This is a genomic window from Streptomyces sp. NPDC058665 (genome assembly GCF_042714995.1).
Classification (GTDB): Bacteria; Actinomycetota; Actinomycetes; order Streptomycetales; family Streptomycetaceae; genus Streptomyces.
In genome coordinates, this window is the sequence record NZ_JBHXRX010000056.1 from 17,989 (window position 1) to 34,526 (window position 16,538).

At 71.6% G+C, this 16,538-nt stretch carries 14 protein-coding genes; 3 read left to right on the plus strand and 11 right to left on the minus strand.

The window, feature by feature from the left end; all coding sequences use genetic code 11:
- The first annotated feature begins 97 nt into the window (after window positions 1–97).
- Entirely contained in the window at window positions 98–1,042 is a 945-nt protein-coding gene (locus ACFWV8_RS29250; RefSeq protein WP_384210407.1) for an SDR family oxidoreductase, read from the plus strand.
- A gap of 42 nt (window positions 1,043–1,084) precedes the next feature.
- On the opposite strand, the gene ACFWV8_RS29255 is transcribed toward ACFWV8_RS29250, so the two are convergent.
- The gene (locus tag ACFWV8_RS29255; RefSeq protein WP_384210410.1) at window positions 1,085–2,767 is read right to left on the minus strand and encodes a DUF885 domain-containing protein; all 1,683 of its coding nucleotides are present in this window, start codon (window positions 2,765–2,767) and stop codon (window positions 1,085–1,087) included.
- Window positions 2,768–2,809: 42 nt separating this feature from the next.
- Complete coding sequence (locus ACFWV8_RS29260; RefSeq protein WP_329390741.1) at window positions 2,810–3,310, minus strand: Lrp/AsnC family transcriptional regulator; 501 nt, start codon at window positions 3,308–3,310, stop codon at window positions 2,810–2,812.
- Window positions 3,311–3,378: 68 nt separating this feature from the next.
- Here ACFWV8_RS29260 and ACFWV8_RS29265 point away from each other — a divergent pair, with 68 nt between their 5' ends.
- The gene (locus ACFWV8_RS29265) at window positions 3,379–4,638 is read left to right on the plus strand and encodes a trans-sulfuration enzyme family protein (protein ID WP_384210513.1); all 1,260 of its coding nucleotides are present in this window, start codon (window positions 3,379–3,381) and stop codon (window positions 4,636–4,638) included.
- Here ACFWV8_RS29265 and ACFWV8_RS29270 read toward each other — a convergent pair.
- Window positions 4,556–5,947, minus strand: a complete 1,392-nt coding sequence (locus ACFWV8_RS29270; protein ID WP_384210516.1) for a GNAT family N-acetyltransferase — start codon at window positions 5,945–5,947, stop codon at window positions 4,556–4,558. The two genes, ACFWV8_RS29265 and ACFWV8_RS29270, sit on opposite strands and share 83 nt — an antisense overlap.
- 208 nt (window positions 5,948–6,155) lie before the next feature.
- The gene (locus ACFWV8_RS29275) at window positions 6,156–7,763 is read right to left on the minus strand and encodes an alkaline phosphatase D family protein (protein WP_384210413.1); all 1,608 of its coding nucleotides are present in this window, start codon (window positions 7,761–7,763) and stop codon (window positions 6,156–6,158) included.
- Window positions 7,764–8,082: 319 nt separating this feature from the next.
- On the opposite strand from ACFWV8_RS29275, the gene ACFWV8_RS29280 reads away from it, so the two are divergent.
- Window positions 8,083–8,847: a GntR family transcriptional regulator gene (locus ACFWV8_RS29280; protein WP_384210416.1), complete on the plus strand. Its 765-nt coding sequence runs from the start codon at window positions 8,083–8,085 to the stop codon at window positions 8,845–8,847.
- Between the two features lie 38 nt (window positions 8,848–8,885).
- Here ACFWV8_RS29280 and ACFWV8_RS29285 read toward each other — a convergent pair whose 3' ends face one another.
- The 7 genes from ACFWV8_RS29285 to ACFWV8_RS29315 form a co-directional block, all read right to left on the minus strand.
- Window positions 8,886–10,043, minus strand: coding sequence for an ROK family transcriptional regulator (locus tag ACFWV8_RS29285; RefSeq protein WP_384210418.1), 1,158 nt, complete (start codon window positions 10,041–10,043; stop codon window positions 8,886–8,888).
- Window positions 10,044–10,219: 176 nt separating this feature from the next.
- Window positions 10,220–10,792: a G/U mismatch-specific DNA glycosylase gene (gene mug / locus ACFWV8_RS29290; protein WP_384210519.1), complete on the minus strand. Its 573-nt coding sequence runs from the start codon at window positions 10,790–10,792 to the stop codon at window positions 10,220–10,222.
- Window positions 10,789–12,231: an adenylosuccinate lyase gene (gene purB, locus ACFWV8_RS29295; protein WP_384210421.1), complete on the minus strand. Its 1,443-nt coding sequence runs from the start codon at window positions 12,229–12,231 to the stop codon at window positions 10,789–10,791. The genes mug and purB overlap by 4 nt, the downstream gene beginning before the upstream one ends.
- 60 nt (window positions 12,232–12,291) lie before the next feature.
- Entirely contained in the window at window positions 12,292–13,098 is an 807-nt protein-coding gene (locus tag ACFWV8_RS29300) for an SGNH/GDSL hydrolase family protein (RefSeq protein ID WP_384210424.1), read from the minus strand.
- 46 nt (window positions 13,099–13,144) lie between these two features.
- Window positions 13,145–14,167, minus strand: a complete 1,023-nt coding sequence (locus ACFWV8_RS29305) for a hemolysin family protein (protein WP_384210426.1) — start codon at window positions 14,165–14,167, stop codon at window positions 13,145–13,147.
- Entirely contained in the window at window positions 14,164–15,525 is a 1,362-nt protein-coding gene (locus ACFWV8_RS29310) for a hemolysin family protein (protein ID WP_384210429.1), read from the minus strand. The genes ACFWV8_RS29305 and ACFWV8_RS29310 overlap by 4 nt, the downstream gene beginning before the upstream one ends.
- Before the next feature lie 81 nt (window positions 15,526–15,606).
- Window positions 15,607–16,485 (minus strand): LLM class F420-dependent oxidoreductase, encoded by an 879-nt coding sequence (locus ACFWV8_RS29315; RefSeq protein ID WP_384210432.1) that lies wholly within the window; start codon window positions 16,483–16,485, stop codon window positions 15,607–15,609.
- Window positions 16,486–16,538: the final 53 nt, after the last annotated feature.

Consider the following 16,538-nt stretch of genomic DNA (forward strand, 5'->3'; position numbering starts at 1 on the left):
AACGACAGACCCTAGGTCAGGCGCGGTACCCCGGTGTCCCGCAGCCCCGCCGGAATCCGTATGACAGCGCCCCGGCGGCCGACCATGATGGGTGACCATGCCTCAACTTCCCCACCCCGCCGCCGAATCACTCCGCCGTGAGCACATGCCCCTGCGGGGCCGTACCGCCCTTGTCACGGGCGCGAGCCGTCGCTCCGGCATCGGGTACGCCGTCGCACGGCGGCTCGCCGCGTACGGCGCGAGCGTCTACCTCCACCACCATGTGCCGCACGACGGGACGAAGCCCTGGGGAGCGGACCCGGACGGTCCCGAAGGCGTCGCCGCCGGGGTGCGAGAAGCCCTCGGGTATCCGGGCGCGGTCGTGGAGCACGGGCCCGGTGACCTGTCCGACCCCGAGGGTCCCGCGAAGGTCTTCGGGGCGGCGCGTGAGGCGCTCGGCGGAGTGGTCGACATCCTGGTGGCCAACCACGCCCGCAGCGGCTCGGACGGCACCCTCTGGGAGATCGACGCGGCCATGCTCGACGCCCACTGGGCGACCAACACCCGCTCAGTCATCCAACTCGTCCAGGAGTACGCCAAGGCGCGCGTCGCCCATCCGGTACGGATCCGGCACGGCAGCCGCGTCGTGATGATGACCTCCGGGCAGAACCTGCGGGGCGGCATGCCGGGGGAGATCGCCTACAGCCTGTCCAAGGGGGCCCTCGCCTCGGCGACCCACACTCTGGCCGCGTCGCTCGGCCACGCCGGGATCACGGTCAACACGGTCAACCCCGGCCCCGTGGACACGGATTACCTCACCGGCGAGGCGTACGACCGGATCGCCGGGATGTTCCCGGCCGGACGGTGGGGGATGCCCGACGACCCGGCGCGGCTGATCGCCTGGCTCGCCACGGACGAGGCGGCGTGGATCACGGGCCAGGTCATCAACTCGGAGGGCGGCTTCCTGCTGAGCGGCGAGCACTTCAAGCCCGTACCCGGCGGAGCCTGGCCGCGGGAGCGCCCCGCGGACCTGCCACGACCGCTCCCGGAAGACAGGCCTTAGGTACGGGGGGGCGCCCGGCGCCGTGACGCCGGGCGCCACAGCTCACAGCTTGGACAGCTCGTCCACCAGATCGTCCAGCCCCAGCGACCCCTGCGACAGCGCCGCCATGTGCCACGCCTTCGCGTCGAACGCGTCACCGTGCCGCTCGCGCGCGTTCGCGCGGCCCAGCAGCCACGCCCGCTCACCCAGCTTGTAGCCGATCGCCTGGGCGGGCATCGACAGATAGCGGGTCAGCTCGCTCTCCACGAACTCCGCGGGCCTGCCGCTGTGCATACCGAAGAACTCCTGGGCCAGAGCGGGCGTCCAGCGCTCACCGGGGTGGAACGGCGAGTCCTCCGGGATCTCCAGCTCCAGATGCATGCCGATGTCCACGATGACCCGGCAGGCACGCATCATCTGCGCGTCGAGATAGCCGAGCCTGCGCTCCGCGTCCGGCAGGAAGCCCAGCTCGTCCATCAGCCGCTCCGCGTACAGCGCCCAGCCCTCGGCGTTCGCGCTGACACCGCCCACGGACGCCTGGTAGCGGGAGAGCTGGTCGGCGACATGGGTCCACTGCGCGATCTGGAGGTGATGGCCGGGGACGCCCTCGTGGTACCAGGTCGAGACCAGGTCGTACACCGGGAACCGCGTCTCACCCATCGTCGGCAGCCAGGTGGTGCCGGGACGGGAGAAGTCCTCCGAGGGGCCCGTGTAGTACGGCGCCGCCGCACCACCGGGCGGGGCGATGCGGGACTCCACCTTCCGTACCCGGTCGGCGAGTTCGAAGTGCGTGCCGTCCAGCGCCTCGATGGCCTCGTCCATCAGGGACTGGAGCCACTCGCGTACCTCCTCCACCCCCTCGATGTGCTTCCCGTGCTCGTCGAGATGGGCCAGCGCCTCCCAGGGGGACGCGCCGGGCAGGATCTTGGCGGCCTCGGTGGTCATCTCCGCGTACAGCCGGTGGTATTCGGACCAGCCGTAGGCGTACGCCTCGTCGAGGTCGAGGTCCGTGCCGTTGAAATACCGCGACCAGCGGGCGTAGCGCTCACGGCCCACGGTGTCGGGCGCGGACTCGACGGCGGGCGCGTACACATCGCGCATCCAGTCGCGCAGTTCGGCGACGGCGCCGGTGGCGGCGACCGCCGCGGCGTCCAGCTCCGTACGCAGCGAGTCGGGCCCGGCCGACGCGAACTCCTCGAACCAGCCCCGGCCGTCGCCCGCCCACTCCGTGAGCTGGCCGATGAACGTCGCGGTAGGCCGGGGCCCGCCCAGCAGCTTCCGCTCCAGGCCGAGGGCCAGCGACTCCCGGAACCCGTCCAGCGCGGCCGGTACGGCGCGCAGGCGCTGGGCCACAGCCGCCCAGTCCTCCTCCGTCCCGGTCGGCGTCACGGTGAAGATCTCGCGGATGTGATGGGCCGGGGAGTGGATGTTGCTGACGGCGCGCAGGTGCTCATCGGCGTCGTGGACGGCGAGTTCGGCGGTCAGCCGTTCCCGGAGCAGCCTGGCACAGCGGCGTTCCTGGTCGCTGTCGGCCCCGGGCAGCTTCGTTGCGATGTCGAGTTCGGCGAGGGTCTCGCGCGCGAGTTCGGCGAGCGCCCGCGCTCCGGCCGGTGAGTAATCGGGAAGGCGGCTCGAACTCGCCGCGACGCCCAGGAAGGTACCGGTGATCGGATCGAGTTCGATGAGTGCGTCGACATAGGCGTCGGCGACCTGGCGGGGCAGCGCGCTGCTGGAAGTGTCTGGCATGGGCCACATCCTCTCCGAGCGAGGACCGCGCGTCACCCCACTTCAGGACCGCGTCGCCGGCGGATTGGCTGATGAAGGGGGCATAAGGGGACCACAGTCCCATTGCTGGAAGACCAATCGCGTCTCCACCCGGGCCACTTCGGGCCGTGAGGTGAACTCGTCCACCACGAGCCGCTGGAGATCGGCGGTGTCCGCCACCGCCACATGGACCAGATAGTCGTCGGGCCCCGTCAGATGGAAGAGCGCGCGGGACTCGGGCAGGCCGCGAATCCGTTCCACGAACGGTTTGATCAGCTCACGGCGGTGCGGCCGGACCTGCACGGACAGCAGCGCCTGGAGCCCGCGGCCGAGTTTGGCCGGATCGAGGCGCAGTTGGTGTCCCAGGATCACCCCCGACCGCCGCAGCCGCGCCACCCGGTCCAGACAGGTCGACGCGGCCACTCCGACCTCGGCGGCGATCTCCCGGTAGGTGGTCCGTGCGTCGTTCTGCAACAGCCGAAGAATGTGCAGATCGACCGGGTCAAGTACGACCGACTCGCTCATCCGGCGAACGTAGCACGGAGAATTCCCGGTGATTCCCGCCGGATGTTCAGAGTGTGTCCATGGACCCCATGGATATGGACGCCGACGGCACGGCCGACCCCGTAGCCGTCCCCCTTGCCGGAACGTCCCCCCGGACCCTTCCCCGCGCGCTCGCGACCGAGGCCGTGCACGCCGGGCGCGAGGACCTCGCACGGCGCGGAGTGCACGCCGCGCCGATCGATCTCTCCACGACCTACCCCTCGTACGACACCCGTGACGAGGCCGCGCGAATAGACGAGTTCGCCGCCACCGGCGCCCGGCCCGAGGGACCGCCCGTCTACGCGCGCCTGGACAACCCGACGACCGCCAGGTTCGAGTCGGCGCTCGCACGGCTGGAGGGCACCGAGAGCGCGGTGGCCTTCGCCAGCGGTATGGCGGCGCTGACGGCCGTCCTCCTCGTACGGTCGGGCGGGGGGCTGCGCCATGTCGTCGCGGTGCGTCCTCTGTACGGATGCAGCGACCATCTGCTGACCGCCGGGCTCCTCGGTACGGAGGTCACCTGGACCGACCCGGCGGGCATCGCCGACGCGATCCGCCCGGACACCGGTCTGGTGATGGTCGAGACCCCCGCGAACCCGACCCTCGCGGAGGTCGACATCGCCGCCGTCGCCCACGACTGCGGCTCGATTCCGCTGCTGGTCGACAACACGTTCGCGACGCCCGTCCTGCAACGGCCCGCCGAGCACGGGGCGCGGCTCGTGCTGCACAGCGCGACGAAGTATCTCGGGGGCCACGGCGATGTCCTCGGCGGTGTGGTGGCGTGCGACGAGGAGTTCGCGCGGGGGCTGCGCCAGGTGCGGTTCGCGACCGGCGGTGTCCTGCACCCGATGGCCGGCTATCTGCTGCTGCGCGGTCTGTCCACCCTGCCCGTACGGGTACGGGCCGCCTCGGCCACCGCCGCCGATCTGGCCCGCAGACTCGCCACCGACCCGCGCATAGCCCGTGTGCACTACCCGGCCGTCGGCGGCGCGATGGTCTCCTTCGAGGTGTACAGCGACCCGCACGAGGTGGTCGCGGGCGTCCGGCTGATCACCCCGGCGGTGAGTCTGGGCAGCGTGGACTCGCTCATCCAGCACCCGGCCTCCATCAGCCACCGCATCGTGGCGGAGGGAGACCGGCGGTCGGCCGGGGTGAGCGACCGCCTGCTGCGGATGTCGGTCGGCCTGGAGGACGTCGAGGACCTCTGGCGGGATCTGACCGAGGCGCTCAGCGCGCCTGGTCGCGCAGGGCGGTCTCCTGAGCCGTCGTCCCGTACGGTGCCTCGTCCGTCCCCTTCAGGCGGGCGGTGACGACCAGCGTGCCGCCCTCTATCTGGTAGTCGAGCGGCAGACCGAGTCCGCGCATGGCGGCGACCATGCCGGTGTTGGACGCCTGCGTGACGGCGTACACGCTGGTGGAGCCCGTCTCGACGGCGAGCGCGACGAGCCGGCCGAGCAGTTCGGAGCCGATACCGCGCCGCTGCCAGGCGTCCTCCACGATCAGCGCGACCTCGGTCTCGTCGCCGTCCCACAGCAGATGGCCGAGCGCGACGAGGCGGCCGGACGCCGTCTGGACCTTGAGCGTCCGCCCGTGGCGGGGGCTCAGCAGATGGTCGAGATAGCGGTCGGCGTCGTCGACTGGACCGTGGTAGCGCAGGCCCAGGGTGTGCTCCGAGCAGCGCCCGTGCATCGCCGACGCGGCGTCGACGTCGCTCTGGTCGGCGCGGCGCACGGTGATCGCGTTGCCCGCGGGCAGCGTCAGGACGTCCCGGCCGCGCGGGACGCGCGGGCCGAGGCGCGCGTCGAGCTCGACCAGGGCGCGGGCCCTGGCGAACTCGGTCGGGGTGAACGGAAGGTGGTGGCGCTCGACGCTGATCACGCCGCCGTTCGGGTCGCGCATCCGCATCGTGGTGCCGTCCAGAATGCCGTCGACGGGGGCGTACTCGCCGGTCGGGCGGCCGGTGGGGGAGAGGGCGGGAAGTGAGTGGATCGTGCAGCGGCCCAGCAACTGGCGTAGGGCGAGGGGCAGTTCGGCGGCGTCCAGGGCCGTACGGGTGGCGAGGCCGAGCACCCGGGTGGGGGCGTCGACGAGCTCGTGCGCGTCGGCGCGCTCGATCCAGATGTCGCTGCCGCCCGCGCGAGAGATCTCGTCGGTGAGCCGGCGCGCGGGCAGCGAGGCGGGCGCGCGCAGCAAGAACTCGTCCACGGTGCCGGCGGCCAGCGGGTGGGTCTGGAGGTTCAGGATGTCCACCCGGCGGCGGGCGAGGACCGTGCAGAGCGCGGCCAGTGAACCGGGGGCGTCGCGTACGGTGGCGCGCATCCGCCAGAGTGTGGTGGCGGTGTCGGCGTCGGCCGGTGACGCGCCGGCCGACGGTGTCTCGGCCGGTGCGACGTGGCTGTGCTGGTTGTGTTCGCCGTGGCGTCTCGACCACCAGGTGTGGAATCCGGCCGTACCGACCAGGGCGATCGCCGATGCGACCAGCAGAACGGGTCCGTCCGGCCCGTGCGCGATCATGTTCGCGACAGCGTCGGCGACCGCGACCGCCGTGAACAGGGCGGCCAGTTCGACGAGATCCCGGCGCCAGTGGTGGGGGCGGCGGGCACTCTTCGATGGAGTCACATCGGTCATGAACTCACTGTGACCCAACGGTGTTGCGCGATCACGAACGTACTGTGACTGATGGGTAAAAGATGCTTCTGTTCCCTCATCAACTACTTTTGGCCGATTTATGGCGCGAGTTGACCGTCCCCCTGTCCACACCGGTGAGGCTACCTGCTCGCGGACGCGCGGGCACCTCTCGGTACCCGCGCTTCCGCCGCAGACGGCCCTACTGGCCGACCCGGCCCGGCTTCAGGACCTTGCTGAACAGGACCTTGTTCCCCTGGGCCCGCAGCCGCACCGTCAACTCACCGCTGCCGCCGTCGATGTCGACCTCGCCGAAGTACTGCGACGACTCCATCGGCGAGACGTTCGCCCGGTCCGGGGCCTGTACGAAGACGCGGTTCGGCCCGAAGGTCGAGTCCAGCGCGTTCGCCTGGAAACCACCGGCCGCCAGCGGGCCCGACACGAACTCCCAGAACGGCGCGAAGTCCTTGAAGGCCGCCTTCTCCGGCTCGTAGTGCTGCGCCGACGTGTAGTGCACGTCCGCCGTCAGCCACACCGTGCCGGTGATCCGGCGGTGCTTGACGAACCGCAGCAGATCGGCGATCTGGAGCTCACGCCCCAGCGGCGCGCCCGGGTCACCCTGCGCGACGGCCTCGATGTTCGCCGTGCCGTCCGGTACGACGAGACCGATCGGCATGTCGGCGGCGATCACCTTCCACACCGCGCGCGAACGCGACAACTCGCGCTTCAGCCATTCGAGTTGCTCGGCGCCGAGAATGCCCGTGGTGTCGTCGGTCTGCCGGCCGGGGGAGTTGGCGTTCCGGAACGAGCGCATGTCCAGTACGAACACGTCGAGCAGCGGCCCGTACCGCACCGCCCGGTGCACCCGCCGGTCCTCGCCGCGCGCGTGGAGCGTGCTCACGGGGAAGTACTCGCCGAACGCCTGGAACGAGCGCGCCGCCAGCACGTCGACGTCCTTCTCCTGATAGCGGACGTCGTCCAGGATCTGCCCCGGGTACCAGTTGTTGCGCACCTCGTGGTCGTCCCACTGCACGATCGTCGGCACCTGGGCGTTGAACCGGCGGACGTTCCGGTCGAGCAGGTTGTAACGGAACTGCCCCCGGTACTCGTTCAGCGTCTCGGCGACCTTCGACTTCTCCTCGGTGACGACGTTGCGCCAGATCCGCCCGTCCGGCAGCGTCACCGACGGCTCCAGCGGCCCGTCCGCGTAGACGGTGTCGCCGCTGCACAGGAAGAAGTCCGGGTCGAGCCGGCGCATGTCCTCGTACGCGGTGTAGCCGCCGATGTCCGGGTTGATGCCCCAGCCCTGGCCGGCGATGTCGCCCGACCACAGGAAGCGCACACCCTGCCGGCGCCGCGCCGGAGCCGTACGGAACGTGCCGTACACCGGCTCGCCCGTACGCCGCGGGTTGTCGGGGTCGGCGAGCGTCACCCGGTAGTGCACCTGCTCACCGGCGGGCAGCCCGCGCAGCGGCGTCGTCCCCGTGAAGTCGCTGCCGGCTCCGATGACCGGGCCGTGCCAGGTGCGGGCGTTGCGGAAGGACCCGGTCGCCGAGGTCTCCACCACCATCCGCGCCGGCCGGTCGGAACGGACCCACACCAGACCGGAGGACGAGGTGACGTCGCCCACCTGGACTCCCCAGTCGGCGCTCGGCCGGCCGGAGAGCGCCTGGGCGGGTGCGGCGCCCGCGACGGTCCCGGCCATGGCGGCGGCGGCAGTCGTCGGAAGGGCGAGTGCGGCGGAGGCGCCGAGGGATCCGCGCAGTACGGTGCGGCGGTCCGTGGCGGAATTCCGGGGGCTGTTCGTCATCGATGTGCCTCCTGCGGCGGAGTCGGTGCGGGCTGCTGGTGCGACGTGCCATACGTAGCGCCCGGCGACGGCCGGTACACGAACCCCGGGTGAACAACCCGCCCGGCCCTCGCGACCGCTGATGCCGTCGGTTTACGCCAAAGCTGCGAACTCTGCGTGAACGATCTGTGGCACAGTGCGATCCTGTCGGGCAGTGGCCGCAGGATTGGTCTTGACCAAGACGGTCGGCCGTCCTACTCTCGGAGAGTTAGTGCAGGAACCTTTAATAAACAAGTGCATGGAAAAGCCGCCGGGGACACGGCGATTGCGGAGGATCACGGTGGGGACCACGCAGCTCGAAACGGTGCCGGAACCGAAGTACTGGCACCTCAAGACCGTGCTGGGCGAGGCGCTTGACACCGACTTCTCGGTCGGGGAGGTCCTGCCCAACGAGCGTGATCTCGCCGCGCGCTTCGGCGTCGCGCGCGCCACGCTCCGTCAGGCACTCGAACAGCTCGAACTCGAAGGCCGGTTGCAGCGCCGCCGCGGCGTGGGCACGACCGTCGCGCCGCCGCGTATGGGTGTCGACGTGTCGACCACCCAGCAGGAGTGGCCGGGCGCCGACCCGGACGCGTGGCAGCCCGTCGACTCGGTCTCCGCCGTACCGCCCGCCGCCGTGGCCAAGATGCTCGGGTCGGACACGGCCGACGAGGTCCACACGGTCCGCAGGACGCGCGTGACGCGCGGACAGACCGTGGCGGCGGAGCTGTTGTACGTGCCGTCGGCGTCGGTGCCCGAACTGCCCGCCATAGACATTCCCTCGGGCCCCGCCCGCGCGCGCAGCGTGCTGCGTGAGCTTCAGCGGCTCGGCATGGAGGGCCAGGACCGCGCCGTGGAACTGGGCTCGGCCCGGGTGGACGACGCCAAGGAGCTCGACCGGCTGCCCGGCGCGCCCGTCCTCGTCGTGACCACCCGCTATCTCGCCGGAGGGCGTACCGCCGCGGTCTCGGTCGCGACCTACCGCGCGGACACCTGCCGGCTCACCTTCGGGGACACCGGCGACGTGGAGATAAGCCACCACACCGACGAGCGCAAGGCCTCCTGACCCGGGCGCTCCTCCCCACCCACGGCCCGTCGCGTGTCTCAGCGGCGGGCCGTCACCGTCCCCTCGACGGCGAAGAGTTCCTCCTCGGCATGGTCAAGTGCCAGGCGCAGCGCGCCGGTTGCCACCGCGGCCTCGCCGAGCAACGACAGGGTCACCTTCGGCGGGCGCAGACAGTACCGGGACAACTCGTCGCGCAGCGGGTCGAGTACGCCGTCGAGCCCGGCCGCCCAGCCGCCGATGACCACCAACTCGGGGTCGAGCGCCAGCACCAGCGCGGCCACGTCGTGCACCAGCCGCTGGATGAACCGCTCCATCGCCTGCTCCGCCCCGGTGTCCCCCTGCTTCGCCAGGGCGAACACCCGGGCCACCGCCCGCTCGTCGAGCGGATGCAGCGGCTCGTCGGTCGTCGACAGCAGCTTCTCCGGCGTCACGTCGCGGCCAAGCAGATGCAGCGCCCCGATCTCACCGGCCGCGCCACCGAAGCCGCGGTGCAGCCGGCCGCCGATCAGCGAGCCGGCCCCCGGGCTGAGACCCGCCAGGACGAACACGATGTCGTCCGACTCGGTGGCCGCGCCCTTCCAGTGCTCGGCCACGGCCGCCGCGTTGGCGTCGTTCTCCACCAGCACCGGACAGCGGAACGAACGCCGAAGCCGCTCGCCGAGCGCCAGGCCCGTCCACTCGGGCAGCGCCGTCCCGAGCCGTACCGTCCCGTCGGCCTCCACGATCCCGGGGGAGCCGACCCCGACGGCCCGCAGCGAACTGCGCGCCACCCCCGCGCGGCGCAGCACATCCGCGACGACGACCCGCACCCGGTCCAGCCGCTCGTCCGCCGACGCGGTCTCGGTGGCCTCGCGCGAACTGGCGCCGATGATCCGGCCGTCGAGACCCGACAGCAGCGCGGCGACCCGGTGGGGCCCGATCTCTATGCCCAGCAGATGCCCGGCCTCGGCCCGGAACCGGAACCTGCGCGCCGGCCGGCCCTGTCTGCGGGCCTCACCCTCGCCGGGCGCCGACTCCACGACCAGACCGAGTTCCATCAGCCCTTCGACGACACCTTCCACCGTCGGACGCGACAGACCGGTGATCCGGGTGAGATCGGTGAAGGTGGGAAAGTCGGCCCCTCGCAGGGCGTGCAGGACCACGGCGGAGTTGATCCGCCGCAACAAGGAGGGGTCCCCGCCGGTCAGCCGCCCCACGGTATGTCCTCCCAGCTCGTGCGCGTGTCTGCCGGATGGTACTCGGTGGTCGCCGAGGCGGCTAACGAACGACTGAAAGGCATCCGGACCATGCCGGAACGCGGCTTTCGCGGACGCGAAACAGGCCGTCCTGGCGCGTATCGCGAGGTTCCACCGGGCTGCTCTACGAGGGGCCCTCAGCCGCCGGACGGCCCGGTCCCGCCCGCCCGGTCAGGCAGCTCCGCCGCGACGCGCAGTCTGCTGAACTCCCGAGCCATCGTCTCCGCCGTCCAGTGCGCGTTCAGGCCGCTCGGGTTGGGCAGGGCCCAGATACGGGTCGTGCCTATCGTCCGTGTCTGCGGGCCGATCACCGCGCGACGGTCACCGAAGGCCGTGCGGTACGCGGTGATGCCGACGACCGCCAGCCAGCGGGGGCGCAGCCGCTCCGTCTTCGCCACCAGGCGCCGGCCGCCCTCGCGGAACTCGTCGTCGGTCAGCTCGTCCGCCCGCGCCGTCGCCCGTGCCACCACGTTGGTGATGCCGAGGCCGTAGTCGAGCAGCTCGTCCTGCTCGGACGGTGCCAGCCGACGCGGGGTGAAGCCCGACAGGTGCAGTACCGGCCAGAAGCGGTTGCCGGGACGGGCGAAGTGGTGGCCCGTCGCCGCCGACATCAGGCCGGGGTTGATACCGCAGAAGAGCACGCCCAGACCGGCCGCGGCCACGTCGGGGATGACGCGGTCGCGGGCGGCAGCCAGCTCTTCCGGCTTCAGAGGATCGACCCGGGCGTGTATCCGGCGGCGTCCGGGTGGCGCTTCACGATCTCCTCGATCCGCGCGGCCACTGCGGCGACCTGGTCGCCTGCCGCACCGGTGAACGAGAGCTTGTCGGCCATCAGCGCGTCCAACTGCCCCCGGTCCAGCGGGATCCGCTCGTCGGCCGCGAGCTTGTCCAGCAGTTCGTTGCGCTCCGCGCCCCGCTCGCGCATCGCCAGCGCCGATGCGACGGCGTGCTCCTTGATGACCTCGTGCGCGGCCTCCCGGCCCACCCCCGCGCGTACGGCGGCCATCAGCACCTTCGTCGTCGCGAGGAACGGCAGATAGCGGTCCAGCTCACGGGCGACGACGGCCGGGAACGCGCCGAACTCGTCGAGGACCGTCAGGAACGTCTCCAGCAGCCCGTCGAACGCGAAGAACGCGTCCGGCAGTGCCACCCGGCGTACGACGGAGCACGACACGTCGCCCTCGTTCCACTGGTCGCCCGCCAGCTCGCCCGTCATCGACGCGTAGCCGCGCAGGATCACCATCAGCCCGTTGACGCGCTCGCAGGAGCGGGTGTTCATCTTGTGCGGCATCGCCGACGAGCCGACCTGGCCCGGCTTGAAGCCCTCGGTGACCAGCTCGTGCCCGGCCATCAGCCGGATCGTCTTCGCCACCGACGAGGGGCCGGCGGCCAGTTGCACCAGCGCGGTCACCACGTCGTAGTCCAGCGAGCGCGGGTACACCTGGCCGACCGAGGTGAAGGCGTGGCCGAAGCCCAGATGCCGCGCGATCCGGCCCTCCAGGTCAGCGAGCTTCGCCGTGTCACCGCCGAGCAGGTCGAGCATGTCCTGCGCCGTGCCGACCGGGCCCTTGATACCGCGCAGCGGGTAGCGGGCGAGCAGGTCCTCAAGACGGCCGTACGCGACGAGCAGCTCGTCGGCGGCCGTCGCGAAGCGCTTGCCGAGAGTGGTCGCCTGGGCGGCGACATTGTGCGAGCGGCCCGCCATCACCAGTTCCGCGTACTCCCCGGCGAGCTTCCCCAGGCGCGCGAGCACGGCGACCGTACGGTCGCGCATCAGCTCCAGCGAGAGCCGGACCTGCAACTGCTCGACGTTCTCCGTCAGATCCCGCGACGTCATGCCCTTGTGGACCTGCTCATGACCGGCGAGCGCGTTGAACTCCTCGATCCGCGCCTTCACGTCGTGGCGGGTGACCTTCTCGCGCTCGGCGATCGACGCCAGATCGACCTGGTCGATCACCCGCTCGTAGTCGGCGAGAGCGGACCCGGGCACCTCGACGCCGAGATCCCGCTGGGCCCGGAGCACGGCCAGCCACAGCTGCCGCTCCAGCCTCACCTTCTGCTCGGGGGACCAGAGCACGGCGAGCTCCGCCGAGGCGTAGCGGCCGGCGAGGACATTGGGGATACGGGGCTTCACAGACGCAGCAGTCACGTGGACGGAGTCTACTTTGCGGTCTGCGCAGGTCCGAGCCGCGTCCCCGGGCGAGGGACCCTACGCCTGCTCGTGCCGTACGCCCGCGTCGCCGGGCAGCGGCTCGTACGGCAGCAGCTCCGGTCGCTTCGGCGGTCTGCCGTCCCCCGACGACCGGCCCGTCAGCCGCCGGCCGATCCACGGTCCCAGATACTGCCGCGCGAACCGCGCGTCCCCCGTGCGCCGCGTCAGCCAGCCTTCGGGCAGTGCGGGCGCCAACTCCGCGCGCCAGTCGTCCGCCGCCTCGCCGCCCAGCGCCTGCCACACGGCCTCGGCGACCCTGCGGTGGCCGTCGGCGGTCAGATGCAGCCGGTCCACGTCCCACATGCGCTGCTCGCCGAGCACCGGCGCCCCGTACAGGTCGACCACCAGCGCGCCGTGCCGCGCGCCCAGTTCGTCGATGAAGTCGAAGAGCTTCTCCCACCGGGGCCGGAACCGTTCCATCACCGGGCCCCGGCGGGCGGGGCTGCGCATCAGCACGAGCTGTCCGCAGGCCGGCGTCAGACGCTCCACCGCCTCCTCCAGCCGGCCGAGGACCAGCCCCGCGTCGTACTTGGGCCGCAGGGTGTCGTTCAGCCCGCCGACCAGCGTCACCATGTCCGCGCGCATCGCGACGGCCGTGTCCACCTGCTCGTCGAGGATCTGGCCGATGAGCTTGCCGCGTACGGCGAGGTTCGCGTACCGGAAGCCTGGCGTACGGGCGGCGAGCCGGGCGGCCAGCAGATCGGCCCAGCCGCGGTACGAGCCGTCCGGCTGGAGGTCGGACATGCCCTCGGTGAACGAGTCCCCGAGGGCGACGAAACTGGTGTGCGTGGTGTTCTTCTCCATGGCGCGGCCGATCGTATCGCGCGCCCCGGGCGCCGCCGTACGGGCGTCAGCTCCCCTGGTTGTGCCGTCCGACCAGCTCCCGCAGGACGTCCTCCATCGTCACCAGCCCCTCCAGCCGGCCCTCCTCGTCCTGCACGGCGGCCAGATGCGTACGGCTGCGGCGCATCGCCGTCAGGACGTCGTCCATCGGGGTGTCCGCGCGCACCTGGGCGATCGCCCGCAGCCCGGAGACCGGGAACGGTTCGTCGCGCGGCATCGCGTCCAGGGCGTCCTTCACATGCAGATAGCCGAGGATCCGCCGGGAGTCGTCCACCACCGGGAAACGCGAGAATCTGGTCTCGGCCGCGAGCTCCTCCAGCTCCACGGGGGTGGTCCCCATCTCCGCCGTCACCACCCGCTCCAGCGGCATGACCACGTCCCGCACCGGCCTGCGTCCCAGCTCCAGCGCGTCGTGCAGCCGCTCGGCGGCGCGGTCGTCGAGGAGTCCCGCGTCGCCGGAGTCGGTGACCATCCGGGCCAGTTCGTCGTCGGAGAACGTCGCCGACACCTCGTCCCTGGTCTCCACCCGCAGGAGTCTCAGCAGCCCGTTGGCGAACGCGTTGACCGTGAAGATCACCGGACGCAGTACGCGGGACAGCCACACCAGCGCCGGGCCGAGGACCAGCGCCGTACGCACCGGTTCGGCCAGGGCGATGTTCTTGGGCACCATCTCGCCGAGCAGCATGTGCAGATACGTCGCCAGCGCGAGCGCGATGACGAACGAGATCGGGTGCACCACCCCGTCGGGCACGCCCACGGCGTTGAAGACGGGCTCCAGCAGATGCGCGATGGCCGGCTCGGCGACGATGCCCAGCACCAGCGTGCACAGGGTGATGCCGAGCTGCGCGGCGGCGAGCATCGCCGACACGTGCCGCAGGCCCCACAGGACACTGCGCGCGCGCCGGTCGCCCTCCTCGGCCACCGGCTCGATCTGGCTGCGGCGTACGGAGATGAGGGCGAACTCGGCCCCGACGAAGAAGGCGTTGACGACCAGGGTCAGCAGGCCGACGAGCAACTGGATCGCGGTCACCGTCCCGCCCTCCCGCCGTGGTCCTCGGTCCCTTCGTCGTCGTCGCCGGGCCGGTGGAGCGGCGCGTGCAGCAGGACGCGGGCGGCGCGCCGCCCCGACGCGTCGACCACGTCGATGCGCCAGCCGCCGAGCTCCACGCGGTCGCCCTCGACGGGAATCCGTCCGAGTTCGGTCGCGACGAGCCCGGCCAGCGTCTCGTACGGCCCTTCGGGCACCCGCAGCCCGATGTCCCACAGCTGGTCGAAGCGCGCGGCGCCGTCGGCCGACCACAGTTCGCGGCCGTCGGCGTCCTCCCCGGCGCGGGCCAGGTCCGACGTCTCGTGCGGGTCGTGCTCGTCGCGCACCTCGCCGACGACCTCCTCGACGATGTCCTCCAGGGTCACCACACCGGCGGTGCCGCCGTACTCGTCGATGACGACCGCCATGGTGCGGTTGCCCGAGAGCCGGTCCAGCAGCCGGTCCACGGTGAGCGACTCCGGTACGAGCAGCGGCTCACGCAGCACCTGGGACACCCTCGTACGGGCGCGGCGCCCGTCGGGGATCCTGAGCACGTCCTTGATGTGGGCGACCCCCACGACGGTGTCGAGGCTGTCGCGGTAGACGGGGAAGCGGGAGAGTCCCGTGGCGCGGGTGGCGTTGGCGACGTCCTCGGCGGTGGCGAGCACGTCGAGCGCGGTGACCTGTACGCGCGGTGTCATCACGTTCTCCGCGGTCAGCTCGGCGAGATTGAGGGTCCGTACGAACAGCTCCGCGGTGTCCGCCTCCAGCGCGCCCTCCTTGGCGGAGTGCCGCGCGAGGGCGACCAGTTCCTTCGGGCTCCGGGCGGAGGCCAGCTCCTCGGTGGGCTCCAGGCCCAGCAGCCGCACCAGGCGGTTCGCGGTGTTGTTGAGATGGCTGATGAAGGGGCGGAAGGCGGCGGTGAAGAACCGTTGCGGCGTGGCGACCACCTTGGCCACCGCGAGCGGTGTGGAGATGGCCCAGTTCTTGGGGACGAGCTCGCCGACGACCATCAGGACGACGGTCGACAGGGCCGTACCGATGACCAGGGCCAGCGACGACGCCACGGACGACGAGAAGCCGATCGCCTCGACGGGGCCGCGGATCAGCTTCGCCACGGACGGCTCGGCGAGCATACCGACGACCAGATTGGTCACCGTGATGCCCAGCTGGGCGCCGGAGAGCTGGAAGGTGAGGCTGCGCACGGCCTTCATCGCGCTCGCGGCGCCACGCTCGCCGTTCTCGACCGCCTGTTCGAGTTCGCTGCGCTCGACCGTGGTGAGGGAGAACTCGGCGGCGACGAAGGCCCCACAGGTGAGCGCGAGCAGCACCGCCACGAGAAGCAGGAGCACTTCGGTCATCGGGTCACCTCCGTCCCATGATCATGTCCTGAGCGAACGGCCCATGCTAGTCCGCCGGCCGGCCCCCGCCCCCGCGCGCCGTCAGGTGCCCCGCAGCTCCTCGATCACCGGGCCGAGCGCCTCCATGTACGGGTCGAGGACCGTGAGGTACGAGAAGCCGTACCGCTCGCGCTGGTGCCGCAGCTGGTCCGCGATCTCGCGCGTCGTGCCGACGGCCAGTAGCGGCACCTTCAGCAGTTCCTCCTCCGTCGCGCCCGGCAGATACGGCAGCAGGGGCCGTACCGCCGCCGCGCGGTCCGTCGTCACGGCCACGAGCTGGAGCAGCACGTTCAGCTCGGCCGGGGTCTCGCGGCCAGCGGCGAAACCGTGGTAGGCGGCGACGCGTCCGTCCAGCTCATCGGCCGAGAGCGCGGTCATCGCGCCCGTCTCCGCCTTCGCCCCGGTGAAGGCGACGATGTCCGCGTGCTCCGCGGCCAGCCGCAGGACCCGGTCACCGTTGCCGCCGATGAGCAGCGGCGGCCGGGGCCGCTGGGTGGACCGGGGCACATGGCTCTCGTCGCCCAGCAGGTCCGCCAACACCTCGACCGTACGGGCGAGATGGCCGACCCGTTCGCCGGGTGACGGGAACGGGAGCCCGGCCCGCTCGTGCTCCTCCGCGACGTAACCGGCACCGAGTCCGACCTCCAGCCGGCCATCGGTGAGTGCGTCGGTCGTGGCGATCTCGCGGGCGAGCAGCGCCGGTTTCCAGAAGCCGGTGTTGAGGACGAAGGTGCCGAGCCGGGGCCGCTCCGTCGCCTCGGCCGCCGCCACCAGGGCGGGGAAGGGGGCGACCATGCCGAGATGGTCGGGCACCAGGATGACGTCGTACCCGAGCTCCTCGGCCCGCTCGCAGCGCTTGCTCCAGTCGGCGCCCGACGCGGGCGTCACCATGTTCACTCCGAAACGGAAGGGCCTGGTCATGAGGTCTCCTCGTAAGGGCGTGCGACATCGAACGGGTAACCGTGCGTACGGTC